This is a genomic window from Streptomyces cavernae (assembly GCF_004023625.1).
Taxonomy (GTDB): Bacteria; Actinomycetota; Actinomycetes; order Streptomycetales; family Streptomycetaceae; genus Streptomyces; species Streptomyces cavernae.
In genome coordinates, this window is sequence record NZ_RPDJ01000034.1 from 69712 (window position 1) to 93629 (window position 23918).

A 23918-nucleotide genomic window follows, 5' to 3' on the forward strand; every position below is an offset into this window, starting at 1 on the left:
CCGCGGCGCGTGCTCTGCGGGTCCCCCCGCCGGAGGCTGGGGGAGTGCGAAGGGCAACGTCCGGAGCGCGCAGGGCGCTTGAGTACGCCCCACCAAGTGCTTGAGTACGTCCCACTATTGAGCACCACTTCACCCCCCGGCATACTGCGTATCCCGGGGGGTGAACAGCGCTGCGGCGCAGGGGGCTCCCCCGGCCGGGCATGAAGGGGATTCGGCCCGGTACTTCATCTCCAGGGGGAGACTTGCGCAGACAAGTGAAGAGAGCGTGCGTCGCGGCGGTGGCCGTGGCGCTGACGGCGGGCATGACCAGCTCGGCGTCGGCGCGGCCCGAGCGGGCGCAGAGCGCGGAGGCGACGGCACAGCTCGCGCCCAAGCAGCGGATCACACTGATCACCGGTGACCGTGTCGTCGTCGACGCAAGGGGGAAGGTCGTCGGCTTCGAACGCGCCGAGGGCCGTGAGCACATACCCGTGCAGATCCGCAAGGCGAACGGCCACACCCTCGTGGTGCCCGGCGACGTGCGCAGGCTGATCGCCGCCGGGAAAGTGGACCGCCGGCTGTTCGACGTCACCGAGCTGACCAAGGCCGCCGCGCGCAAGGCGTCGGCCCTGAAGGTGATCGTCGGCTACAAGGGCGCCGCCACCGCCGCGAAGGCGGATGTGCGGGACGCGGGCGACACCAAGGTCACCCGCACCCTGAAGACACTGAACGCGGACGCCGTGGTGACGCCGAAGGACGACGCTTCCGAGCTGTGGTCCGCGGTCACCGACAAAAAGGGCGACGAGGCCACCACGGCCTCGGGCATCGCCCACGTCTGGCTCGACGGCGTACGCCAGGCCAGCCTCGACAAGTCCGTCCCGCAGATCGGCGCCCCCAAGGCATGGGCGGCCGGCTACGACGGCAAGGGCGTCAAGATCGCCGTGCTCGACACGGGCGTCGACGCCACCCACCCCGACCTGAAGACCCAGGTCGTGGAGTCCAAGAACTTCTCCGCCGCGGCCGACACGACCGACCACTACGGCCACGGCACCCATGTCGCGTCCATCGCGGCAGGCACCGGCGCCAAGTCCAAGGGCAAGTACAAGGGCGTCGCGCCCGGCGCGAAGATCCTCAACGGCAAGGTCCTCGACGACAGCGGCTTCGGCGAGGACTCCGGGATCCTCGCGGGCATGGAATGGGCCGCCGCACAGGGTGCCGACGTCATCAACCTCAGCCTGGGCGGCCCCGACAGCGCGGCGTTGGACCCGCTGGAGGCCGCGGTCAACAAGCTGTCCGCCGCAGAGGACGTCCTGTTCGCCATCGCGGCCGGCAACAGCGGCGAGCTCGGCGCCGGCACCGTCGGCTCCCCGGCCAGCGCGGACGCCGCGCTCTCGGTCGGCGCGGTCGACGACAAGGACAAGCTGGCCTCGTTCTCCAGCCGCGGCCCGCGCATCGGCGACGGCGCCATCAAGCCCGACGTCACCGCGCCCGGCGTGGACACCACCGCGGCGTCGGCCGCCGGCAGCGTCATCGCCAAGGAGGTCGGCGAGAACCCCGCCGGCTACACCACCATCTCCGGTACCTCGATGGCGACCCCGCACGTCGCCGGTGCCGCCGCGATCCTCAAGCAGCAGCACCCCGACTGGAAGTACACCGACCTCAAGGCCGCGCTGACGGGCTCGGCCAAGGGCGGCAAGTACTCGCCCTACGAGCAGGGCTCGGGCCGTATCGCCGTCGACAAGGCCATCAAGCAGACGGTGCTCGCCGAACCGTCCTCGGTCGGCTTCGGTGTGCAGCAGTGGCCGCACACCGACGACAAGCCCGTCACCGATGCGATCACCTACCGCAACCTCGGCAAGACCGATGTCACCCTGAGCCTCTCCGTGACGGCGACCAACCCCAAGGGGCAGGCCGCGCCGGCCGGGTTCTTCAAGCTCGGCGCGACCAAGGTGACCGTTCCCGCGGGCCGCGAGGCCGCGGTCGACCTGACCGTTGACACCAGACTCGGCGGCAGCGTCGACGGCTCGTACTACGCGTACGTCACCGCGACCGGCGGCGGCCAGTCCGTGCGGACCGCCGCGGCCGTGCAGCGTGAGGTCGAGTCCTACGACGTGACGCTGAAGCACATCGGGCCGGACGGGCAGCCGGCGGCCGGACACCTCACCGACCTCTTCGCCCTGTCGGGTCTGGCGAAGTTCCAGGACTTCCAGGCGTACGGCGACGAGCCCACCGAGACCGTGCGGGTGCCCAAGGGCAACTACCTGGTGGACGCCTGGATCGGCGACGACCTGGACAGCCCCACCGCGAAGGGCGCGCTGGACTGGCTGGTCCAGCCGCGGCTGAGCGTCATCAAGGACGTCACGCTGACCCTGGACGCCCGTACCACCAAGCCGGCCGACATCACCGTGCCGGACGCCCAGGCCAAGCCGGAGACCGCTCTGGCGTCGTACACCGACGCCGCCGCGGGCTGGAGCGCCGGCGTCCTGCGCAACTCCTTCAAGGACATCCGCATGGCGCACCTCGGCCCCGAGGTCTCCAGCGGAATCGTGCAGACCTGGACCGGCCAGTTCACCAAGGGCACGGCCGCCGAGTACGACGTGATCACCACCGCCAAGGCCAAGAAGATCGTGGGCGCGCACGTACGTCACTTCAAGGCGGGCGAGCTGGCCAGGGTGAAGACCAACCTGGGTGCCTCCACCGCGGGCAAGACCGGAGCGGTCATGCCGTTCGCCGTGATCGGCGAGGAGTCGGGCTTCGGCCGCCCCGTCGACCAGAAGCTGCCGACCGGGCGCACCCTGTACCTCTCCACCGGGCAGAAGGTCCAGTGGACCTTCGACTTCCTGCAGTACTCCGGAGCCAAGGATCCCCAGGGCAACCCGATCCCCGAGGCCTACTACTCGCTCGGCAACCCGCAGGTCTTCAAGGCGGGCAAGAGCTACACGAAGACCTTCAACGTCGGTGTCTTCGGTCCGCGCATCGACAGCGTGTTCGGCGTCTACCGCGAGAACAACAGCATCTACGGTCTGCTGCCGATGTTCGCCGACGGCCAGACCCACGCCGGCGCGTCCGACTACACCTCGGTGAAGTCGACGCTGTACCGCAACGGCAAGAAGATCGCTGAGACCGCGGACGCGCTGGACGGCGCCGGGGAGTTCAAGGTTCCGTCCGCGGACGCCTCGTACCGGCTGACCACGTCCATCAAGCGGTCGGTGAAGGACGCCGCGGCCTCCACCCGGATCGACGCCAGCTGGACGTTCCGCTCCAAGAAGGTCGACGAGGCGAAACTGCCCGTCTCCACGGTCCGCTTCAAGCCGTCGCTGACCCTCGACAGCCGTGCGGCCGCCGGGAAGACGGGGTCGTTCCCGGTGACCGTGCAGGGTGCCGCCGCGGGCAGGAACCTCAAGTCGCTCGCTGTGTACGTGTCGTACGACTACGGCAAGACCTGGAAGAAGCTCACCGTGAAGAACGGCAAGGTCACGGTGAAGAACCCGGCGGCCGGGAAGGGCATCTCCTTCCACGCCAAGATCGCCGACAAGAAGGGCAACAAGTCGACGATCTCGATCTACAACGCGTACTACGGCAAGTAACCGGAGCTGAGCCTTCGGTTATTTCCGCCGAGCGCTGACAACGGCGGCGGCCCGCCGGATCCCGATGGATCCGGCGGGCCGTACGTGTTTGTGTGGGGTCATGACTGCCCACACCGTCGAGTACATCCGGTACCGCATCCCCGAGCAGCAGTCGGCGGAGTTCCTGTCCGCCTACACCCGGGCCGCCGAACGGCTCGCGGCAGCCCCCCAGTGCGTGGACTACGAACTCGCCCGCTGCGAGGAGGACTTCGAGCACTTCATCCTGCGCATCACCTGGACCTCGACCGAGGACCACCTCGAGGGCTTCCGGAAGTCGGAGCTTTTCGCCGAGTTCTTCGCCGAGATCAAGGCGTTCGTCGGCAACATCGAGGAGATGCGCCACTACAAGCCGACCACCGTACGCGGCACGGGCGCCTCCGTACCCACCCTGTACGCCTGGGCGGGCGGCGCCGAGGCCTTCGCCCGCCTCACCGAGGTGTTCTACGGCAAGGTCCTCAAGGACGACGTCCTCGCCCCGGTCTTCGCCGGTCTCGCCCCCGAGCACGCCGAGCACGTGGCGCTGTGGCTCGGCGAGGTCTTCGGCGGCCCGCCGGCGTACTCCGAGACCCAGGGCGGCCACGGCCACATGGTCGCCAAGCACCTGGGCAGGAACATCACCGAAACTCAGCGCCGCCGCTGGGTCAACCTGCTCCAGGACGCGGCGGACGAGGCGGGCCTGCCCACGGACGCCGAGTTCCGCTCCGCGTTCCTCGCCTACGCGGAATGGGGGACCCGGCTCGCGGTGTACTTCTCGGGCCCCGACGCCACGCCCCCGGCCGAGCAGCCCGTACCGAAGTGGTCGTGGGGTGCGGCACCGCCGTACCAGCCGTGAGCGAGGGGGCAGACAGCGGGGGTCCGTACCAGCCGTGAGCAAGGGGCACACAGCGAGGGCCCGTACCAGCCGTGAGCGAGGGGGCACACAGCGGGCCCCGGGGCGGCAGCCCCTGACGACCCGGGACGGGAGGCTACTGCGTCGCCGTCCCCGCCCGGGTCGCGTCCGTGCCCCAGCTGGCCAGCAGACGCAGTGCCTCCGCCGAGGCGGATCCGGGCTCCGCGTGGTAGGTGATCACTGACTGCTCCTGGTCGTCGGGCAGCCGGAAGGTCTCGAAGAAGAGCGTCATTTCACCCACCAGCGGGTGGCACAGCCGCTTGACGCCGTGGCTCTTCTCCTTGACGTCGTGCGCGGCCCACAGTCTGCGGAAGTCCTCGTTCTTCACGGACAGTTCACCCACGAGAGAGGACAGCCGCGGGTCGTCGGGGTGGCAGCCCGCGTCCATCCGCAGATAGCCGACGATGTCGGCCGCCTTGCCCTCCCAGTCGACGAACAGGTCGCGGTACTCGGGCTTCAGGAACACCATCCGGGCCCAGTTCCGCTCCTGCGGCGGCAGCTCCGACCAGTCCCCGAACACCGCCGCCGCCATCCGGTTCCAGATGAGGATCTCGGAGCGGCGGCCGACCACGTACGCCGGGATGCCGTCGATCGTGTCGACGAGCTGCCGCAGCGCCGCCCGGACCTGCTGCGGCCGCCCGGACGTCTTCTTCTTGTGCTGCTTCGGCTTCGCGAGATGCGTCAGATGCGCGTGCTCGGCGTCCGTCAGCCGCAGGGCGCGGGCGATCGCGTCGAGCACCTCCGCGGACACGTTCCGTCCGTTGCCCTGTTCCAGCCGTGTGTAGTACGCGACGGAGACCCCGGCGAGCTGGGCCAGCTCCTCGCGGCGCAGACCGGGCACCCTGCGGTGCCGGCCGAAGTACGGCAGCCCCACGTCCTCGGGCTTCAGCCGGGCCCTCCGGGTGCGCAGAAACTCACTGAGCTCGGCGCGCCGGTCCAGCGCCTGTCCGGGCTCCGGCACGGGTTCGGGCCGTTCGTCCATGCGCCCAGTATTCATGCTCGTAGGCCTGCCATCCTGACCCCCGCAGTAGTAGGACCACTGGTCGTAGGCAGAGCCGAGGGCTGGATGACGGGCTTCCGCTTCGGCACAGTGGTGACAGTCCGGCCGGACCGGCCGAGACGCAGCCAGACCAGCTAGGAGAACCCCCGGCATGACCACCACCGCCGCCTACGCCGCCCCCGCCGCGAAGGCTCCGCTGGAGCGCACCATCATCGAGCGCCGGGACGTCGGCGAGTTCGACGTCCTGATCGACATCAAGTTCGCCGGCATCTGCCACTCGGACATCCACCAGGCACGCGAGGGCTGGGGAGAGGCGATCTTCCCGATGGTGCCGGGACACGAGATCGCAGGCATCGTCGCGGAGGTCGGCCCCGGCGTCACCAAGTTCAAGGTCGGCGACCGCGTGGGCGTCGGCTGCATGGTCGACTCCTGCCGTGAGTGCGAGAACTGCGTGGCGGGCCTGGAGCAGTACTGCCTCAAGGGCAACGTCGGCACGTACAACGCCCTCGACAAGAACGGCGAGCCCACCTACGGCGGCTACTCCCAGAAGATCGTCGTCGACGAGGCCTTCACCCTGCGCATCCCGGACGGGCTCTCGCTGGACGTCGCGGCCCCGCTGCTGTGCGCCGGCATCACCACCTACTCCCCGCTGCGGCACTGGAACGCCGGGCCCGGCAAGAAGGTCGCCGTCATCGGCCTGGGCGGGCTCGGTCACATGGGCGTCAAGCTCGCGCACGCCATGGGCGCCGAGGTGACCGTGCTCTCGCAGTCCCTGCGCAAGAAGGACGACGGGCTGAAGCTGGGCGCCGACCACTACTACGCCACCAGCGACCCGAAGACCTTCAAGGAACTGGCCGGCACATTCGACCTGATCGTCTCGACCGTGTCGGCGCCGATGGACTTCGGCGCGCTGCTGTCGCTGCTGAAGACGGACGGCGCGCTGGTGAACGTGGGCGCGCCGGAGGAGCCCGTCTCGCTGAACCTGTTCTCCGTGATCGCGGGCCGCAAGACCCTCGCGGGCTCCGGCATCGGCGGCATCCAGGAAACCCAGGAGATGCTGGACTTCTGTGCGACGCACGGAATCGGCGCCGAGATAGAGCTGATCGCCGCGTCCGAGATCAACGACGCGTACGAGCGGGTCGTCAGCAGCGATGTGCGGTACCGGTTCGTGATCGACACGGCGACGATCTGAGCGTCCGGACTGCGGGTGCGCGGGGCGGCCGGGTGTCCGCCCCGCGCACCCGCATGTTCATGTACGGACGTTGATGTACGGACGTTGATGGACGGACGGGGTGCCGGGACTTGGTTCCCCGGACTCACGGCGCGGGGCTTGGTTCCCCGGACCCATGGCGCGGGGCTTGGTTCCCCGGACCCATGGCGCGGGGCTTGGTTCCCCGGACCCATGGCGCGGGGCTTGGTTCCCCGGACCCATGGCGCGGGGCTTGGTTCCCCGGGCCCATGGCGCGGGACCTGGTTCCCCGGACTCATGCGGGGCCCGACCGGCGACCGATGGTGTGCCACCGGGCCGCCGCCTAGCGTGGAACTGTCCGCCAGGCCGCGACCAGGGAGGAGTCCCTCATGTCCGTCGAGCTCAACCACACGATCGTCGCCGCCCGTGACAAGAAGGCGTCGGCACGGTTCCTCGCCGATCTGCTGGGCCTCGAAGTGGGCGCGCCGTACGGCCCGTTCATCCCGGTGCAGATCCCCAACGGCGTCACCCTCGACTACATGGACGCGAACGGCGAGATCGCCGCACAGCACTACGCGTTCCTGGTCTCGGAGGAGGAGTTCGACACGATCCTCGCCCGGGTCGAGGCCGCCGGACTGACCCACTGGGCCGACCCCGGACACCGCCGCCCGGACGCGATCAACCGCAACGACGGCGGTCGCGGCACGTACTTCGACGACCCGAACGGCCACAGACTGGAGATCCTGACCAGGCCGTACGGCAGCGGGGGAGCGTGAATCCCGAAGCGGTTCGGTGTGGCGCGGCGCGGCTCGGGCTCGGAGAGGGGCGGCTCGGCTCGGCGCGGCTCGGGCGCGGAGCGGCTCAGCGGGCGAAGTCCCGCGCCGCCTCGCCGGACCCCGGGCGGCCTCGATCGGCTCCAGGTCACCCGCTGTCGAGCGAGGCCGCGGTGGTGCACTCGGTGGTTTCGCCGGGGGCGGAACGCCGACCGCTCCCCGTGGGACGCGGCGCTGCCTACCCTGAAGGTGTGACCCATCACGCGCCCAGGCAAGCCCGAGTCATTCCGCTGCGTCCGGCCACCGCGCCCGGCGCCGGTCCCGGTCCCGAACCCGCCCCGCAGAAGGAGCCGTTGTGGCGGGACGTCGTGGGAGACGTCCTGCGCCGGGAGAGGCAGGCGCAGGAGCGGACGCTCAAGGACGTGGCCGACGAGGCGCGGATCTCCATGCCGTACCTCTCCGAACTGGAGCGCGGCCGCAAGGAGGCCTCCTCCGAGGTCCTCGCGGCCGCCGCCCGCGCCCTGGGGCTCGGTCTCGCCGATCTGCTCGCGCTGGCGCAGGGGGAGATCGTCCGCCGGACGGCATCGGTCACCTCCATGCCGTCGCCGGGTGCGGCGCGCAGGGCGACCACGTCCTCGTACGACGGGATGTGCCTGGCCGCCTGACGGGCGCCGTTCGCCGCCTGGCGCAGTTCGGGCAAGGTGACCTCGGGGCCGGTGGCGGCACGTCTCAGGCCGTCATCCCGAGCACCCGTTTGCTCAGCACCTGGTCGACGAGCCCGTACGCCACCGCCTCCTGGGCCGTGAACACCTTGTCCCGGTCCATGTCGGCGCGCAGGGTGGCCACGTCGTGGTGGGTGTGCCGCGCCAGCACCTCCTCCACCTGCGAGCGGATCCGCAGCATCTCCTTGGCGTGCAGGCTGAGGTCCGACACCGTGCCGCGCTGTCCGCCGGTCGCCGGCTGCCCGAGGAGCACCCGCGCGTGCTCCAGCATGATCCGCCGCCCGGGATCGCCGCCGGCCAGCAGCACCGCCGCCGTCGAGGCCGCCTGCCCCACGCAGAGGGTGGAGATCGGCGCCCGCACGAACGTCATCGTGTCGTAGATCGCCATCAGTGAAGTGAAGGAACCCCCGGGCGAGTTGATGTAGATCGAGATCTCGGTCTCCGGGCTCGCCGCCTCCAGGTGGAGCAGCTGCGCGATGACGACGTTGGCGACCCCGTCGTCGATCTCCGTGCCCAGGAAGATGATCCGCTCCGACAGCAGCCGGCTGAACACGTCGTACGACCGCTCACCCTGCGGCGTCCGCTCCACGACGTTCGGAATCGTGTACGTCCCCATGTCCATGTATCCCATGCGGATCAGAGCCCCATCCTCGGTCGTGTGGCGGCGGGCCGGACGTCCGCGAGCGACTCGACGACGCGGTCGACGATCCCGTACTCCTTCGCCTGCTCGGCGGTGAACCAGCGGTCCCGGTCGCCGTCCCGGGAGATGGTCTCCGGCGTCTGCCCGGTGTGTTCGGCGGTGATCCGTTCGATGGTCCGCTTGGTGAACTCCAGGTTTTCGGCCTGGATCGCGATGTCCGCGGTGGTCCCGCCGATGCCCGCCGACGGCTGGTGCATCATGATCCGCGCGTTCGGCAGAGCGAACCGCTTCCCGCGCGTGCCGACGCTCAGCAGGAACTGCCCCATGCTGGCGGCGAAGCCGACGGCGAGCGTGGACACGTCGTTGGGGATCAGCCGCATGGTGTCGTAGATCGCGAGACCGTCGGTGACCGAACCTCCCGGGCTGTTGATGTACAGACTGATGTCCGTCCGCGGATCCTCGGCGGACAGCAGCAGCAACTGGGCGCAGATCCGGTGCGCCGACACCTCGTCAACCTGTGTCCCCAGGAAAACGATGCGCTGCCCGAGCAGTTGCGCGGCGAGATGATCGTCGAAGCGCGACGGAGGGGTGTCCCCCGACTCGCCCCGCGGCTCCCGGCCGCGATCCAGGCCGAGATCCAGCCGCTCCAGGCCGTGTGTCCGGCTCTCCCACATGAACCCTCCAACTCACCAGTCCCTCGGCGCCGTTCGCCGCAGGATCCTCCTGGTCCTCCCACTGTCGGCGGGTCGGGAGGACCGGGCCAGGGATCTTGGCTGGTGGCAGATTCGCTCAGGGCAGAGGAGCCGGCTCTGGGCCGTCTCTTGGGCGGGGGAGCCGGCGGGACCGTGGGCGGGGGAGCCGGTCGGGATCGGGGTAACGCGCCTTACTCCGGCACTCCGGCAACCTTTTCGGCCACGGTGACCACTGATGAGTCGGAAGCCCCCTTCACCGATGTCTCACGAGAACCACGTGATCTCCGAAGCACCAGTTCTCCCTGACCACTTGCTCGCCGAACCATCCGTTCCCCTGAACCACGCAAGGACTCATCCGTGGCACGCCCTTCCCACCGCTCTCCCCGCCGCTCTTTTTTCCACCGCCCTTCCCCCGGCCCTTCCGGCCGCGGGCGCCGCGCGGTCGTCATATCCGTCTCCGTCGCCGCCGTGGCGGCCGCCGTGCTCGTCGCATCCCTGGTCATGGCGTTCCGCTCCGACAGCGAGGCCGGCGCCCGGTACACCGCGGCCACACCCGCCACCGGCGCCCGGGTGACCGATCGGCCGACACCCCCGGAGCGAAAGCCGTCCAAGGGCTCCCCGACCGCGACGGCCTCCGCGACCACCCCGGCAGCCGCCACTGCCGCGACCACCGCGACCACCGCGACCACCCCACCGGCGCGGCCATCGGCCAGGGACACTCCGCGCGCGGTTTCCGCCGCGGCACCCCTGGCGGGACGGATCCGGCCCGATGCCACCTATCAGGGGGTCGCCACCCACTACGACGCCGGTACCGGCGATGGCGCCTGCCTGTACGGCCCGAGCGACGACCTCATGGTCGCGGCGATGAACCACACCGACTACGAGGTGTCCAAGGCGTGCGGGGCGTACGTGCTCGTCCGCGCGGCGGGCGGCGCATCCGTCACCGTCCGCATCACCAACGAATGCCCGCTGCCCTGCGCACCGGGCCAACTCGACCTCTCGAAACAGGCCTTCGCCAAACTCGCCGAGCTGTCGCGTGGCCGGATCCCGATCACCTGGAGCCTGCTGAGCCCCAGCACCTCCGACACCGTCTCCATCCGCTACAAGACCGGGTCCAGCCCGTACTGGTGCGGCATCCAGGTGATCGACCACCGCAACCCGGTGGCCCGGTTGGAGGTCCGCGCCGGGAGCGGTTGGCGTCGGCTGCCCCGTACCGAATACAACTACTTCCTCTCCGCCGACGGCAGCGGGTGCGGTGGCGCGATCAGGGTCACCGACATCTACGGAGAGCAGTTGACGATCAACGGCATCGCACTGCGACCGGACGCCGTGCAGCCGACCCGGGTCCAGTTCGCCCGACACTGACCGGAACAGAATCGAGCCCCGGGCGGTCCCTCGAACGGAAACAGAACGCACGGTTCCGCAACAGTCCGGGGCGGGCCGGTAGTTGAGTGACTGACGGGGGTGGACGGTGTCGAGTGGACGGGCCATCCGATCCGTACTCTTCCATTACCACGTACACCCTTGACAGCGTGCGTACTGGTTCGCGACGTTTGATCCCCACCGAACGGCCGTAGTTGTGGCAGGGCGCGGACAGCGCGTCATGGGGGAATTGGGGGGAGCGGTCGCCCATGCGATCCATGAACATTGATCCACATGATCCACGCGTTCCAATCGTTCCATTCGTTTCGTTCACTCCGTTCGTTTCGTTCGCTCAAGTCATCTCGTTCGCTCCAATCGTCTCGATCAGTCCCTTCGATCCGTGTGATCCACGCGATCCGTACGCTCCACACGCCTTGCCGGCTCCTGCCGCGACCTGCACGTCCCTCCGGAGGCCTGCGGAAGGGCGGTTGATCTGACGTGGAGATAACGATCCACAGACCCCAGGACCTGAGCACCTCGCTCCGCCAGGCCTGGCACCGGGCGATGGACGAGTCGCCCGAGTACGAAAACCCCTTTCTGGCGCCGGAGTTCGCCGCCGGGATCGGCAGGTACCGCGGTGGCGCGCAGGTGGCGGTCCTGCACGAGGGCGGTGAGGCCGTGGGATTCTTCCCCTACGAGCGCAACGCCTTCGGTGTCGGCCGGGCCGTCGGCCTGGGCCTCTCCGACTGCCAGGCTCTCGTGCACCGGCCCGGGGTCACCTGGGACCCTCAGGAACTGCTGCGGGCCTGCGGGCTGTCCGTCTTCGAGTTCGACCACCTCGTGGAGGAGCAGAAGCCCTTCGGCCGCTATGTCACGGGGAGCTTCGCCTCACCCGTGATCGACCTGAAGGACGGCGCGGGCGACTACGGTGACTACGCGGAGTGGCTGCGCGGCGCATACCCGGGGCTGGCCAAGACCACGTTGAAGAAGGAGCGCCGACTGGGGCGCGACCTGGGCGAGATGCGGTTCGTCTTCGACGAGCGCGACCCGCGGGTGCTGCACCGGCTCATGCAATGGAAGTCGGCCCAATACCGCCGGACGGGACGGATGGACCGGTTCGCGCGGCCGTGGATCGTGGACCTGGTGGACCACCTGTTCCACGTCCGCGACGAGCACTTCACCGGGGTGCTGTCCGTGGTCTACGCCGGCGACCGGCCGGTGGCAGCGCACTTCGGACCGAGGTCGCGCACGGTGTTCGCGGCCTGGTTCACCGCGTACGACCCCGAACTCCGGTACTACTCGCCCGGACTGATCATGCATCTGCGGATGGCCGAGGCGGCGGGCCGGCACGGCGTGCGGCTCCTCGATCTGGGACGCGGCGAAAAGGAGTACAAGGACTGGCTCAAGACCCGTGAACTGCGCGTGGGTGAAGGGTTCGCGACCCGACCCCACCCGGTGGCGGCGGCGCACCGGCTGTGGCGCAGACCGGTACGCGGCCTGCGGAACACGGTCCTGGCCCATCCCACGCTGCGGGAACCGGCCGACCGACTGCTGAGGACCGTCGGCACGCTCCGCACGGCCGACCGGGCGGACCGACCCGAACGACCAGTTGAACCGGGGGGAACGGGAGGACCGGGGGGACCGGGGCGACGGGGACGACCGGGGCGCTCCCCAGATGGATCGGGCCGGACGGGCCAGACGGGCCAAACGGGCCAAACGGGCCGGACGGCCTCGGGCAGAGCGGCACCCCGCACACGCTGATCAAGCTGACGCCGGCGACCACACCGACGCAACCAGTCACGCTGACGCGCCCACCGACCACGCTGACGCGCCCACCGACCACGCTGACGCGCCCACCGACCACGCCGACGCAACCGATTCACGCTGACGACACCGCCACATCGGCCTGTTCCGCTAGGCACGTTTCCGCAGCACGTGACCGGTAGGCGCACCACGCGCTTTCTGTGCGCGCCACGCGATTTCTGGCGCACGACGCGCTGCCTGCCGGACATGGTGGCGGCCCCGCTCGACGCTCGCGCAGGCGCACTGTGCCCTCAGGTGACCCTTCGACGGAGGAGGTGACGATGCCGTACGGATCGCGGCTCGCCGCGATGATGACACGGCGACTCGGACGCGAATGCGTCTACACGCCCTCGGCACGGCTCGCCCTGTACCTGGCACTGCGGCGCTGGTGCCGGCCGGGCGCGCGGGTGCTGATGTCACCGGTGAACGACGACGTGATTCTCTTCGTGGTCCTCGCGGCCGGACTACGCCCGGTCCAGGCGCCCGTGTCCCCCTGGGACGGCAACATCGACCCCGCCGCCGTACCGGAGTCCACCTGGCGCGGTGTGGACGCCGTCCTGACCACGAACCTGTACGGGATGCCGGACCGCGTCGTTGAACTGCGGCGTCGCTGCGACGAGTTGGGGATCCCCCTGATCGAGGACGCGGCGCACGCGATCGGCACGCACGTGGACGGGCAGCCGATCGGGACGTTCGGGACGGCGGCGGCGTTCAGCCTGTCCAAGCACGTCGCGGCGATGGCAGGTGGATTCCTCGCCGTCGAGGATCCGCGCACCCGCCGGGAGCTGGAACTGCTGCGCGACGACCTTCTGACTCCGCGTCGCCTCCGCGACGACCTGGCCACGACGCTGCGGCCGCTGGCACGATCAGCCGTGCGCACGCTCCACCTGGTGCGTCCCGTGTGGCGCACGATGCAGCACCTCGGGATGCTGGAGCGCGACGACTTCCGCATGGCCCTGCACGCGCCGCGCCTGTCCGGCTGTGCGCGTGAGGCGCCGAGTCTGACCGCGTACGAGCCGTGGGTCCGCGTCGACCTGCACGGCTTCCGGGCCCGTCACGGTGCTCTGATGCGCGGGCAGTTGGAGCTGCGGATGGCTCACCTCGACGACGACCTCACCCGCCGCAGGGCAGGTGTCACCCTGCTGTCGGGCACCGACTGGGCCTCCCAGGCACTCCGCGACCGGGCGATCCCCGACGGCTCCCTCGCCCTCTTCCGGGTCCCGCTCCTGGTCCACCGCCGTAATGCCCTCCTGGAACGCCTGGTGAATCACGGCGTGGTGGCCGGGTACGTCTACGACCCCCCGCTCGACGACTACGCGGGCGCGGAGTTCGTCGAACCGTCCCCCGACCCGTCGGCCGCCCGCTGGTTCGCCTCGCACGTACTTCCGGCCGACCCACTCCTGGCCCGCAGGATCACCAAGGCCCTGATCAAAGAGCAGGCGACCAGCGCGCACCACCCGCCGATCCCCGCTCCCCTCCCGAACACCACACCGCCGACACCCCTCGGCCAGTGAGAGGAGCCGGTGGCTACGCTGCCGAGGAGACGATCACCGCTGTCGAACAGGGGGCCGCGAGGCATGCACGGGACGGTAACGGCAGTCAGCAGCAACAGTGTCTACTCGTTCACCAAGCCCAACCGACCGGCCATCACCCTGCTCGCCGGGCTCGGAGTCGAGGGTGACGTCCACGCCGGCGTCACGGTCAAGGCCGCCGTGCCGCCGGCGGCACGGCGGCCGAGGCGCGGGGGACGCGGGGCGTGGGGCGTGGGGGACGATGTCGGCGGTGTGGCCTCGCCCACCTGTCAGGGATACGCGCAGCGCCCCGTGGTTTGGCCGTCGGCGGTGGGGGAGCAGGTGTACGGGCTGTCGGCGCTGTTGTGGCTCAGATAGCGGCCCACGCACTCGCTTTCGGTGGTACGGCCGCGTGCCACGCAGTACTCGACCGCCGCGGTGCCCGTCGAGAAGGCGCGCGGTACGTAGATCACCCAGTACCCGGCTCCCATGGAGGCGAAGTCGTCGGTGACCAGCACCTGTGCATTGGGTATCTGCTTGCGTACGGCCGCCAGGCGCTGATCCCTGACGGCGGTGCCCGAGTCCCTCCAGATGGTGTCGAGTTTGCTGATCCAGCGGTTGACGAAGGCCTCGGGATCGACCGCTCCCGGCGATGCGGTCGCCGGCTCGCCGGAGGCGGACGGGGCGGTCGCCGTCGCGGTGGCGGTCACGGTCTTCTTCGGTGATTCTGCCGCGACCGGTGTCGCGGCTTCGCCGGCCTTGGACCGGGCCGGGGACGGGCTCTTGCTTTCGGGTCCGGCGGAGGGGCTCTTGCCGGGACCGGGACTCGCCGTGACCGTCACGGTGGGCGCGGCATCGACGGTGCTAGACGGGCCGCTCTGCGCGTCGGACTTCCACGTGACGTACGCCAGCGAGCCGGCCACGGCCAGTCCCGCGGCGGCGACGGCGGCCACAGTGATCAACGGCAGACGGCTCCGGCCCGCGCTCCCGCTGTGCGTGGCGGCGGGACTGTTCGTGGCGGGGGTGCTGTCGGAGGTGGCGGCGCTGTCCGAGGTGCGCCGGCTGTGGGCCGTGCCGGCGCTGTCCGAGGCGCTGCGGCTGTGAGGGGTGCTTCTGCTCCGAGGGCCGCTCTCGGGGTGGCCCGCGAGAACTGTCGTACCGTCCCTGGTTCCGTCCATGGCGGTACGCAGCAGATGCTCCAGCCGCGTGGCGTCGGGCCGGGCCTCCGGCTCGCGCTCGAGCAGTTCCCTCAGCACGGGCGCCAGCGCCCCGGCACGCTCCGGCGGCGGAACCTCGTCGTGGAGCACCGCCGCGAGGGTGGCCAGGGCGGTTCCCCGTCGCATCGGACTGACGCCCTCGACGGCCACGTACAGCGTCATGCCCAGCGACCACAGGTCGGCGGCCGGGGAGTCCGCGTCGCCGTTCAGCAACTCGGGGGCGATGAACTCGGGCGAGCCGACGACGTCACCGGTGACGGTGATGCGGGTCTCCTCCTTGACGGCGGCGATACCGAAATCGGTCAGCACCGCCCTGGAGACGATCGAGCCGGACGAGCCGGGGGAGTCGTCGGAGCCACGAGAGCTGTCGGAGCCAGGGGAGTTGTTGGCGACCGGGGAGTTCTTCGAGACCGGGGTGTCGGTGGAAGCCGTGACGCCGGGCCGCCCCACCGGGTCTTCCTCGCACAGCAGGATGTTCGCCGGTTTCACGTCCCGGTGGTGGATACCGGCGGCGTGGGCGGCCCGCAGCGCCGCCAGGACGTCAAGGCCGATCGCGGCGGTCTCGTGCGGTGGCAACGGCCCATCGTCGAGGCGGTCTTGGAGGGACGCGCCGCGAATGCACTCCATCACCAGCCAGGGAAACGGTTCCTCGTCGACGATGTGATGGATCGTCACCACGTTCGGGTGACTGAGACGGGCCAGGGCGCGGGCCTCGCGCAGAATCCGCTCGCGCAGCAACCGTGCCCTCTCGGGGTCCCTGTCAGCTGTCTGCGAGTCGCCGTAGCGGACCTGCTTCAGTGCCACATCGCGATGCAGGACGGTGTCGTGGGCCCGCCACACCGTGCCCATGCCGCCACTGCCGAGCTGCTCCCGCAGCTCGAACCGTCCATCGATCACACGTCTTTCGTCGAGCAACGGTTCGCCCCCTGATGCCGTCCAGTGCAGGGGGCAGGTTACGCGGTCCGCCGCATTGCTCACCAACGCCCCCCAGAGCACTGCGCACACGGAACGGTGGCGATTTATCCGCACACGTGCCGACTACTACGCAGGCTGACCTGGCTGCCGTTGATGCCGTGGTCGTCGTTGTTGGCGTCGTTGGCGTCGTTGGCGTCGTTGGCGTCGTTGGCGTCGTTGGCGTCGTTGGCGTCGTTGGCGTCGTTGTCCTGGTTGTTGTGGCTGCCGCGCCGCGGCCGGCTTGGGGAGTCCTGCCTACGACGGGACGGTGGCACCGGCGGGCGTCTCGTCGGGCCCCGGCTCCCGGGGCGGGTCGCTGAGCTGCTCGCGCACGTAGTTCCAGACCACCGCGATCAGCGCGGCGACCGGGACCGCGAGCAGACTGCCCACGATGCCGGCCAGACTGCCGCCCAACGTCACCGCCAACAGGATCACCGCCGCATGGAGGCCGAGTCCACGACTCTGGATCATGGGCTGGAACACGTTGCCCTCCAACTGCTGCACCACCACGATGATGGCCAGCACGAACAGCGCGTCCGTCGGGCCGTTGTAGACCAACGCGATGAGAACCGCGACCAAACCGGCGAACAGCGCGCCGACGATCGGCACGAACGCGGAGACGAACGTCAGCACCGCCAGCGGGAGCACCAGGGGTACCCCGAGAACCCACAGGCCGATGCCGATCAGAACCGCGTCGAGCAGACCGACGGCCGCCTGGGAACGCACGAACGCGCCCAGCGTGTCCCAGCCGCGCGCGGCCACGGCCGGCACGTCGGTGGCCAGCCGACCGGGCAGCTGACGGGCAAGCCACGGCAGGAACAGCGGTCCGTCCTTGAGGAAGAAGAACATCAGGAAGAGCGCGAGGACGGCGGTGACCAAGCCGTTGACCACGGTGCTCACTCCCGAGACGACCGTGGTGACCATGCTGCCCAGGCCGTCCTGAGCGCGGGCGACCGCGGTGTCGAACGCCTTGCTGATCTGGTCGTCGCCGATGTTCAACGGCGGCCCGGCGGCCCACTCGCGCAGCTTCTGGATGCCTTCGACCACGCCGTCGGTCAGCTCGCCCGACTGGGAAGCCACCGGCACCGCGATCAGAGCGATGATGCCCGCGGCGACCAGGAGGAACAGCAGGGTCACCACCGACGCGGCCAGCGCGGGACGCCACCCGTGCCGACGCAGGAAACGGGTCACGGGCCAGGTCAGCGTGGTGAGGAAGAGACCGACTATCAGCGGCCAGACGACCGACCACATCCGGCCCATAACCCAGAGGGCCACCGCGAGCATGACAAGTACCAGCAGCATTTCCCCGGAGACACGCGCCGATGTGCGGAGCGCGGCGCGGGCTCTCGCGGAACTCAGGGTGGCAGACATGGGGTCACTTTATTGGTACGCGGCTCAGGCTTCGCCATCGCCGCCGGTCAGTCGCCGGGCAGAGGACGCACACCGGTCGGGCGGGGACACGGGCACGGCCACCGGCGGCGTCAGCCCCGCCGGGCCGAGCCAGTAGCGCTGTCAGTTTTCCCCGGGCCGTGCGTCGGTACTGTGCCAGTTCTGTCGGGGCCAGTACTGCACCTGCCAGTTCTGCCGGGCCGTACGCCAGTACTGCCCCTGCCAGTTCTGCCGGGCCGTACGCCAGTACTGCCCCTGTCAGCCCCGCCGGGCCGTACGCCAGTACTGTCGTCCCTTCTCGTCGCGCACGATCACGCCGAGTTTCGCCAACTCCGCACGCAGCTCGCGGGCGTCGTCGGCGTCGTTCTTCGTTTTCAGTGCCGCCGCGCGAGCCTCCAGCAGTGCGCTCGCCCCCTCGGGCAGGCCCGCGTTCCCCGGCACCCAGCGCCGGAACTCGCTCCGGTGCGGATCCTCGTCGGCCCAGCCGTAGCCGTGCTCGGTGAAAGCGTCGGCGAGCCGTTGCCAGGAGAGGCCGCAGTCCTCCCGGGCGAGCTCCACGTCCCCGCGGCCTAGCAGCACGAGCTGCTTGCCGTCCCGGACCGCCAGTACGATCGCGTCACGCGGGAAGTCCCGCTCCTCGCCCCTGATGGTGAGTACCACGCGGACGTCGGAGATGCGGGCGCCCAGCGACTCGTGCACCGCGATGAACCCGACCACGAGACCCAGCAGGGCACACACGGTGGCGGCACCGATGGTGCGGCCGGGCTCGGGGACCGAGGTCAGCAGCTCGGCCGGCCCCTGTAGCGGTGCCCAGCGCAGGGTCACCAGCCAGTCGGCGGCGAGTGTGACCACCCAGCCGATCGCACCTCCGCACACAACACAGAAGAGCACCAAGAACCAAGCCGGCTCCCCGAGCACGGTGACTTTGCGCCCCTGCGGGGTCCGCTCGGTCAGCTCGGTCCGCAGGCTTGGCGGGGTCTGCGGGGTCTGCGCGATCTGCGAACCCCGCGGGTCCGCTTCCTTCCTCATGTCCACGCTTCTGCTCTTCCGTCGGGTGGTGCCGGCACCGGCCGCGGACAGCGGCATGGTCTCCACTCTGGACAGGACTCGCACTTCCAGTCGTCGGCCGATGGTCTACGGTGCCTGCGACTTTGGTTGCGCCCAGGGGGAGGGCGCGGCCCAGAGACGCGGCCCAGAGCGGCGATCGGCCGGATGGAGCAAGATCACGGGCGGGCGGGCGCGGTCCCGGCCAAGCTGAGTCCGCCCCGACCCGTCGACATCCCGGGACACCCCATGCCACTCACGCTCGGTCCGCGTTTCCGCCCCCATCCCCATCCCCGTCCTCGTCGCCGTCCGCGCCCGGGCCCGCGCCTACGTCCAGGCGCGCGTCTCCGCCCGTTGTTCGTCGCCCTGCTCGGTACCTCCTGTCTCGGCGGCCTGCTCGTCGCTCCGACGGCCGGCGCCGCTTCCGCCGCTGGTGCGGTCAGTGCCGAGGGAGTCCGTCGCGCCGGTGGAACCGGAGGGGACGAGCGTGGCCTCCAACGACAGCTCGAAGAACTGGTCGGCACCGCCGGAGGACCACCGGGTGTCATCGTCGTGCTGCGGCGCGGGGAGACGTCCCGCGTCCTGCGCGCCGGCGTCGCCGATCTGCAGAGCGGCCGTCCGATCCGGCCCACCGACCACATGCGGATCGCCAGTACGGCGAAGGCGTTCAGCGGTGCCGTCGCTCTGCGTCTGGTGCAGCAGCGCGCGCTCCGCCTCGACGACACGATCGGCCGCAGGCTGCCCCGGCTCCCGCGCGCATGGCGGTCGGTGACCCTGCGCCAGTTGCTGAACCACACGAGCGGACTGCCCGACTACTCCGAGGACCCGGAGTTCCGGGAACTGCTCGCGGAGGATCCGCGCCGGACCTTCGACCCCCGTCGACTGCTGGACTTCGTGGCGGACGAGCCCCTGCGCTTCCGGCCGGGCTCGCGGTACCGGTACTCCAACTCCGACAACATCGCCGTGGCGCTGATGGCGGAGGCGGCCACCCGCAGGTCCTACGAGGAACTGCTCCGCCGGATCGTCTACCGACCACTCGGACTGCGCGACACCAGCCTTCCCCTGGGCTACGAACTGCCGGAGCCGTTCATGCACGGCTACGACGTCCAGCCGCCCGGACCGCCGGAGGACGTCAGCGAGTTGCTGGGCGCCTCCGGTGTGTGGGCCTCGGGCGGGATCGTCTCCACTCCACGTGACATGACGCGGTTCATCCGCGCCTACGCCGCCGGAGAACTGACGTCCAGGACGGTGCTGCGCGAACAGCGCCGCTGGATCGAGGGGGCCTCCGAACCGGCCGGTCCCGGCCGCAACAAGGCAGGACTCGCCATCTTCCGCTACAGCACTCGCTGTGGGGTCGTGCTGGGGCACACCGGGAACTTCCCCGGCTACACGCAGTTGATCGCCGCGACGCCCGACGGCCGGAACTCCCTCACCTTCTCGCTCACCACTCAGGTGAACAAGACGAGCGACCCGGCCCTCCTGAAAAGGCTCCGCACCATCCAGGAGAACGCGGTCTGCACCCTCCTCCACCACCGCCGTGGTCCGGGCCGGAACTGACGGACGTTGTTCACGGGTGCGTCCGAACCAGCAGGGCGGCGGATGAACACACGGCTGAGTGACCTCCCCACCACGGCCACCGACGGAGGAGGACCGGCTGCGCGCGCGGGGTTGTCGGTGAGGCGCCCGGGGCGAGGATGCGCCCGGGGGGAGGGTCAGCCGCCGGGGGCCTCGACCGCCGAGGCGACGTCGTCGAGATCCCTCGCGACGGCTTTCCTCACCGCCCGTGCGCCCACGCCCCCCAGAATCCTGGCGAGCAGGCCCGGGACGCCTCCGGGGGCCTCGGCCGTGAACGTCATGCGGACCGTCGTCGTCGACGGGCCGTCCGCCCGCAGCAGCCACTCCGAGATGTAGCGGGTGCCATGTGATACGGCCTCCACCACGAAGCGCTCGGGTGGTTCGCTGGCGGTCACCCGCATCTCCTCGGTGGCTTCCTTGCCGAACATGCGACGGGTCTCCCGCCACCGCGTGCCGACGTCGAAGGACCCGTCCGTGAGGATTTCGACCTTCGAGACGCTGCTGAGTACGCGCTCCATGCCCGCGAGGTCGGTCAGGGCCTCCCACACAGGACCTCGGGCAGCGGCGATGCGCCGCTCCACGACGACGCTTCTGCTGGTCATGGCTTCATGAAACCACCGGGGTCCGACAACCGCCCGATGGCTGCCCGCTGCCGTCGGTCGAGGCAGGACGCGGTGTTCCGGCCTGCCTCGTGACCACGGTCGGCTCGTACGTCGGAGGAGCGAGTTCAGTCGCTCGCCTCTTCGGCGAGGAAGGCGGTCAGGCTGTCGAGGAGCATGGTGCTACCCTGCTCGGCCATGTCACGTTCCTCGACGGTGTCGCAGGTCTGGTGGACCACGATCTGCGTGTGGTGGTCCTTCTGCTCGTCGAGTTCTACGGTCATGGTCGCCGGCGAGGCTTTGCCGGGTACGTCCATGGCGACCACCAGGAGGCGGTTCTCGGTGACCTCGAGATACGAGCCGGTCAGTGGGAACTGTCCTCCGTCGGGCGTGGCCATGGTCGCCTTCCACGCTCCGCCCGGCCGTACGTCCATCTCGACGGAGCCGGCGACGGCGTAAGCCCACCGGGCGTAGAGCTCCGGGGTGGTCCACGCCCGCCACACCTGCACCGCGGGGGCGTCGAGCGTTCGGGTCAGCTTGTAGGAGTAGCCGTTGGCCGCGGTGGTCTGCTCGGTGCTCATGCTTCGTCTCCTCGTGTTCCCAGTCACGGCCCGGTCGGGCCTGTCGCATCTGTAGACGCCCGGGGGCGCGAATACTCATCGGTCTCCAGCCGTCAGCGACCGAAGGGTGGTGAACGCGGTTTGGTGGCCCACGTCGAACTAGCTCACACACCTCTTGCGGCGCTGCTCTCCTGGGCGTCGAGAAGTTCGTCGCCGTGCTCGTTCGCCCAGCGTCCGAGCGCCATCATCGGACCATCGACCAGGCTCTGCCCCAAGCCGGTCAGGGCGTAGTCGACGCGCGGTGGCGCCTCGGCATATGCGTGGCGCTCGACCAGTCCGCCCGCGAGCAGACGGTGCAGGGAGTCGGTCAGCACCTTGTCGCTGATGCCGCCGATTGCAGCGCGGAGCTCGCGGCGTCGGCGTGGTCCCACGCGAAGTGCCGCCAGCACAACAGGATCCCAGGTATGGGCGAAGAGATCGGTGGCCGCGCGCAGACGGCAATCGGCGACCAACTCATGGCAGTGGGCGTCGTGATCAGTCATCTCGCCGCCCATCATCGCGCGCCGGTCACGCACTGATTGGTGCGGAACACCTTCCCTACCGTAATCACCCGACCGACCGCCAGGGGAGAGGCACAGACAAATGCGTATCGGGATTCTGGGAACAGGGACACTGGCAGCGGCCCTGGGTGAGGGCTGGGCACGTGCGGGACATCGGGTGGCGATCGGCGGACGGTCGCAGGTCAAGGCGGAGAAGCTTGCCGAGCGGCTGGGCCACGAAGTGCTCGCCGTCGCGCCGCATGAGGCGGTCACCGGGCGCGATGCGGTGCTCCTCGCCGTTTCCTGGGACGGTGTGGAGGACATGTTGGGATCTGTGGGCGCGTCCGACGGCGTGCTCAAAGGGATGCCGCTGATCGATCCCACGAACGCCGTCACGCATGGCATCGGCACTCTGCTCATGGAATCCGGCGCGTCGATGGCGGCGCGGATCGCCGAGCTTGCTCCGGGAGCCCGGGTCGTGAAGGCGTTCCATCTGTTTCCCGCCGACCAGTGGACGCGCCCACCCGGTGACGGCCGGCCCCGTGTGACGGTGGCGATGTGCGGCGACGATGCGAAGGCCCTGCGCGTCGCCGGCGAACTGGTCCGTGACGTCGGCGGAATCCCGGCAGCTCTGGGAACGCTGAGTCGCGTCCGCCAGCTGGAGGAGGTGGCGGGTTTCGTCATCGGCCTGGCCTTCGCAGGCTTCGACCCCAGCTCCGCCGTCCCTCACATCCCCTCGAACGACAGGCACGTCGGCTCGCAGAGGTAGGCGGGCGACCTACCCGGGCGCCCACCGGGGCGGAGGCCCCGCCCTTCAGCGCGTCAGGACCTGTGGATGGGAGCCGCACCGACCCAGCGGTGATAGGCGTCCACGTCGACGTTGCTGCCGCAGACGATGGTGACCACGTGTCGGCCGGCGAAGCGGTCACGGTCTTCGAGGATCGCCGCGATGCCGAGCGCGGCCGACGGTTCGACGACGAGGCCGGCGTGGTCGAGGAGCATCCGCATACCGGCGATGATCGACGCCTCCCGAACCAGGACGGCGTCGTCGGCGACCAGAAGGAGGTCGTCCAGGACGACCGGAATGGGACGCCGGCCGGCGACGCCGTCAGCGATGGTGTCGGTCGAGTCGGTGGTGACGACACGCCGTTGGCGCCACGAGTGCGTCATCGCCGGTGCGCCCAGCGGCTGGACGCAGATCACCTCGACCGCGGGTGCCAAGGTCTTCAGCACATGACCCACGCCGGTGGCCAGCGCCCCGCCGCCGAGGGCGATCAGGACGGTGTCGAACGACGTCTCGGTGTCCACCAGTTCCAGGCCGATGGTCGCCGCGCCCTCGCAGGTCTCGATGTCCAGGCTGTCTTCGAGCAGCCGGATACCTTCGTACCGCGCGATGGCCGCGGCCCGCTCGCGAGCCATTTCGTGGTCTCCGTCCACCAGCTCCAGCCTGGCGCCCAACGCGCGGATGCGATCAAGCTTGGCCACAGTCGCAAAGCGGGATGCCACGACGGTGACGTCGAGCCCCCGGCCACGACCGGACCAAGCGAGGGCCTGGCCGAGGTTGCCCGCGCTGGCGCACACCACGGCTCGCGAGCCATTGTCGGCGAGCAGGCTCGCGACCACCTCGGTGCCGCGGGCCTTGAAGCTGCGGACCGGGTTCGCCGTTTCGAGCTTGATGCTCAGCGTGCACCCGAGGCCGGGCTCCAGCGCCTCGCAGCGGTACAGCGGACTGTCGAGAAAGACCGGGTCGATCACCCGGCGAGCCGCCCGGATCCGAGAGGTGTCGAGGCGCGTCTCCTGCACGACACAGCAGCGTAGCGTCACCGGCGCCGTCCTATGAGCAACTGCCAGGGCT

At 70.0% G+C, this 23918-nt stretch carries 20 protein-coding genes and 2 pseudogenes; 11 read left to right on the forward strand and 11 right to left on the reverse strand.

What is annotated here, in order from left to right:
• Positions 1-302 precede the first annotated feature (302 nt).
• Both EF387_RS36030 and EF387_RS36035 read left to right on the forward strand, forming a co-directional pair.
• Positions 303-3566 carry a S8 family peptidase gene (locus EF387_RS36030; RefSeq protein ID WP_128380884.1) on the forward strand — a complete coding sequence of 1088 codons (3264 nt, stop codon included), beginning with the start codon at positions 303-305 and terminating at the stop codon, positions 3564-3566.
• A gap of 100 nt (positions 3567-3666) precedes the next feature.
• The gene (locus EF387_RS36035) at positions 3667-4437 is read left to right on the forward strand and encodes a group II truncated hemoglobin (protein WP_128380820.1); all 771 of its coding nucleotides are present in this window, start codon (positions 3667-3669) and stop codon (positions 4435-4437) included.
• Between the two features lie 133 nt (positions 4438-4570).
• On the opposite strand, the gene EF387_RS36040 is transcribed toward EF387_RS36035, so the two are convergent.
• On the reverse strand, positions 4571-5476 hold the full coding sequence (locus EF387_RS36040) for a helix-turn-helix domain-containing protein (protein ID WP_128380821.1): 906 nt from the start codon (positions 5474-5476) through the stop codon (positions 4571-4573).
• A gap of 169 nt (positions 5477-5645) precedes the next feature.
• On the opposite strand from EF387_RS36040, the gene EF387_RS36045 reads away from it, so the two are divergent.
• The 3 genes from EF387_RS36045 (at position 5646) to EF387_RS36055 (ending at position 8121) form a co-directional block, all read left to right on the forward strand.
• Positions 5646-6686, forward strand: coding sequence for an NAD(P)-dependent alcohol dehydrogenase (locus EF387_RS36045; protein WP_128380822.1), 1041 nt, complete (start codon positions 5646-5648; stop codon positions 6684-6686).
• Between the two features lie 386 nt (positions 6687-7072).
• Entirely contained in the window at positions 7073-7459 is a 387-nt protein-coding gene (locus EF387_RS36050; protein ID WP_128380823.1) for a VOC family protein, read from the forward strand.
• Between the two features lie 248 nt (positions 7460-7707).
• The gene (locus tag EF387_RS36055) at positions 7708-8121 is read left to right on the forward strand and encodes a helix-turn-helix domain-containing protein (protein WP_128380824.1); all 414 of its coding nucleotides are present in this window, start codon (positions 7708-7710) and stop codon (positions 8119-8121) included.
• Between the two features lie 64 nt (positions 8122-8185).
• Here the strand turns inward: EF387_RS36055 and EF387_RS36060 are convergent, their stop codons facing one another.
• Both EF387_RS36060 and EF387_RS36065 read right to left on the reverse strand, forming a co-directional pair.
• Positions 8186-8794: a ClpP family protease gene (locus EF387_RS36060; RefSeq protein WP_128380885.1), complete on the reverse strand. Its 609-nt coding sequence runs from the start codon at positions 8792-8794 to the stop codon at positions 8186-8188.
• Positions 8795-8814: 20 nt separating this feature from the next.
• Complete coding sequence (locus EF387_RS36065; RefSeq protein ID WP_128380825.1) at positions 8815-9492, reverse strand: ClpP family protease; 678 nt, start codon at positions 9490-9492, stop codon at positions 8815-8817.
• A gap of 375 nt (positions 9493-9867) precedes the next feature.
• On the opposite strand from EF387_RS36065, the gene EF387_RS36070 reads away from it, so the two are divergent.
• The 4 genes and pseudogenes from EF387_RS36070 to EF387_RS48760 form a co-directional block, all read left to right on the forward strand.
• Entirely contained in the window at positions 9868-10875 is a 1008-nt protein-coding gene (locus EF387_RS36070) for an expansin EXLX1 family cellulose-binding protein (protein WP_128380826.1), read from the forward strand.
• Between the two features lie 495 nt (positions 10876-11370).
• Complete coding sequence (locus EF387_RS36075) at positions 11371-12633, forward strand: GNAT family N-acetyltransferase (RefSeq protein ID WP_238431892.1); 1263 nt, start codon at positions 11371-11373, stop codon at positions 12631-12633.
• Positions 12634-12956: 323 nt separating this feature from the next.
• Entirely contained in the window at positions 12957-14189 is a 1233-nt protein-coding gene (locus EF387_RS36080; protein ID WP_128380827.1) for a DegT/DnrJ/EryC1/StrS family aminotransferase, read from the forward strand.
• A 63-nt stretch (positions 14190-14252) separates the two neighbouring features.
• Positions 14253-14381: pseudogene (locus EF387_RS48760) on the forward strand (MOSC domain-containing protein); the annotation flags it as partial.
• A gap of 95 nt (positions 14382-14476) precedes the next feature.
• On the opposite strand, the gene EF387_RS36090 reads toward EF387_RS48760, so the two are convergent.
• The 4 genes from EF387_RS36090 to EF387_RS36105 all read right to left on the reverse strand — a co-directional run bounded on the left by EF387_RS36090 (position 14477) and on the right by EF387_RS36105 (position 18775).
• Entirely contained in the window at positions 14477-16300 is a 1824-nt protein-coding gene (locus EF387_RS36090; protein WP_238431893.1) for a serine/threonine-protein kinase, read from the reverse strand.
• Positions 16301-16422: 122 nt separating this feature from the next.
• Positions 16423-16632: a hypothetical protein gene (locus EF387_RS36095; protein ID WP_128380828.1), complete on the reverse strand. Its 210-nt coding sequence runs from the start codon at positions 16630-16632 to the stop codon at positions 16423-16425.
• Positions 16613-17728 (reverse strand): AI-2E family transporter, encoded by a 1116-nt coding sequence (locus EF387_RS36100; protein WP_128380829.1) that lies wholly within the window; start codon positions 17726-17728, stop codon positions 16613-16615. The genes EF387_RS36095 and EF387_RS36100 overlap by 20 nt, the downstream gene beginning before the upstream one ends.
• Before the next feature lie 276 nt (positions 17729-18004).
• Positions 18005-18775, reverse strand: coding sequence for a YqeB family protein (locus EF387_RS36105; protein ID WP_238431894.1), 771 nt, complete (start codon positions 18773-18775; stop codon positions 18005-18007).
• Between the two features lie 264 nt (positions 18776-19039).
• Between EF387_RS36105 and EF387_RS36110 the strand changes: the two genes are divergently transcribed.
• Positions 19040-20347, forward strand: coding sequence for a serine hydrolase domain-containing protein (locus EF387_RS36110; RefSeq protein ID WP_128380830.1), 1308 nt, complete (start codon positions 19040-19042; stop codon positions 20345-20347).
• A 155-nt stretch (positions 20348-20502) separates the two neighbouring features.
• Here the strand turns inward: EF387_RS36110 and EF387_RS36115 are convergent, their stop codons facing one another.
• The 3 genes from EF387_RS36115 to EF387_RS36125 all read right to left on the reverse strand — a co-directional run bounded on the left by EF387_RS36115 (position 20503) and on the right by EF387_RS36125 (position 22099).
• Positions 20503-20967, reverse strand: a complete 465-nt coding sequence (locus tag EF387_RS36115) for an SRPBCC family protein (RefSeq protein WP_128380831.1) — start codon at positions 20965-20967, stop codon at positions 20503-20505.
• Positions 20968-21092: 125 nt separating this feature from the next.
• A complete protein-coding gene (locus tag EF387_RS36120) occupies positions 21093-21545 on the reverse strand; it encodes an SRPBCC family protein (RefSeq protein ID WP_128380832.1) in 453 nt (150 codons plus the stop codon).
• 143 nt (positions 21546-21688) lie between these two features.
• On the reverse strand, positions 21689-22099 hold the full coding sequence (locus tag EF387_RS36125; RefSeq protein ID WP_128380833.1) for a winged helix-turn-helix transcriptional regulator: 411 nt from the start codon (positions 22097-22099) through the stop codon (positions 21689-21691).
• Between the two features lie 49 nt (positions 22100-22148).
• On the opposite strand from EF387_RS36125, the pseudogene EF387_RS36130 reads away from it, so the two are divergent.
• Positions 22149-22832: pseudogene (locus EF387_RS36130) on the forward strand (NADPH-dependent F420 reductase); the annotation flags it as partial.
• A gap of 53 nt (positions 22833-22885) precedes the next feature.
• Here the strand turns inward: EF387_RS36130 and EF387_RS36135 are convergent.
• Entirely contained in the window at positions 22886-23866 is a 981-nt protein-coding gene (locus tag EF387_RS36135; protein WP_128380835.1) for a threonine ammonia-lyase, read from the reverse strand.
• Positions 23867-23918 lie beyond the last annotated feature (52 nt).

Excerpts from the sequence above, each read along its gene's own strand:
- EF387_RS36065 (WP_128380825.1), bottom strand. The coding sequence starts at position 9,492 with ATGTGGGAGAGCCGGACACACGGCCTGGAGCGGCTGGATCTCGGCCTG.
- EF387_RS36120 (WP_128380832.1), bottom strand. The coding sequence starts at position 21,545 with ATGAGCACCGAGCAGACCACCGCGGCCAACGGCTACTCCTACAAGCTG.
- EF387_RS36100 (WP_128380829.1), bottom strand. The coding sequence starts at position 17,728 with ATGTCTGCCACCCTGAGTTCCGCGAGAGCCCGCGCCGCGCTCCGCACA.
- EF387_RS36115 (WP_128380831.1), bottom strand. The coding sequence starts at position 20,967 with ATGACCAGCAGAAGCGTCGTCGTGGAGCGGCGCATCGCCGCTGCCCGA.
- EF387_RS36035 (WP_128380820.1), top strand. The coding sequence starts at position 3,667 with ATGACTGCCCACACCGTCGAGTACATCCGGTACCGCATCCCCGAGCAG.
- EF387_RS36105 (WP_238431894.1), bottom strand. The coding sequence starts at position 18,775 with ATGAGGAAGGAAGCGGACCCGCGGGGTTCGCAGATCGCGCAGACCCCG.
- EF387_RS36060 (WP_128380885.1), bottom strand. The coding sequence starts at position 8,794 with ATGGGGACGTACACGATTCCGAACGTCGTGGAGCGGACGCCGCAGGGT.
- EF387_RS36045 (WP_128380822.1), top strand. The coding sequence starts at position 5,646 with ATGACCACCACCGCCGCCTACGCCGCCCCCGCCGCGAAGGCTCCGCTG.
- EF387_RS36080 (WP_128380827.1), top strand. The coding sequence starts at position 12,957 with ATGCCGTACGGATCGCGGCTCGCCGCGATGATGACACGGCGACTCGGA.
- EF387_RS36050 (WP_128380823.1), top strand. The coding sequence starts at position 7,073 with ATGTCCGTCGAGCTCAACCACACGATCGTCGCCGCCCGTGACAAGAAG.
- EF387_RS36110 (WP_128380830.1), top strand. The coding sequence starts at position 19,040 with ATGCCACTCACGCTCGGTCCGCGTTTCCGCCCCCATCCCCATCCCCGT.
- EF387_RS36040 (WP_128380821.1), bottom strand. The coding sequence starts at position 5,476 with ATGGACGAACGGCCCGAACCCGTGCCGGAGCCCGGACAGGCGCTGGAC.
- EF387_RS36030 (WP_128380884.1), top strand. The coding sequence starts at position 303 with ATGACCAGCTCGGCGTCGGCGCGGCCCGAGCGGGCGCAGAGCGCGGAG.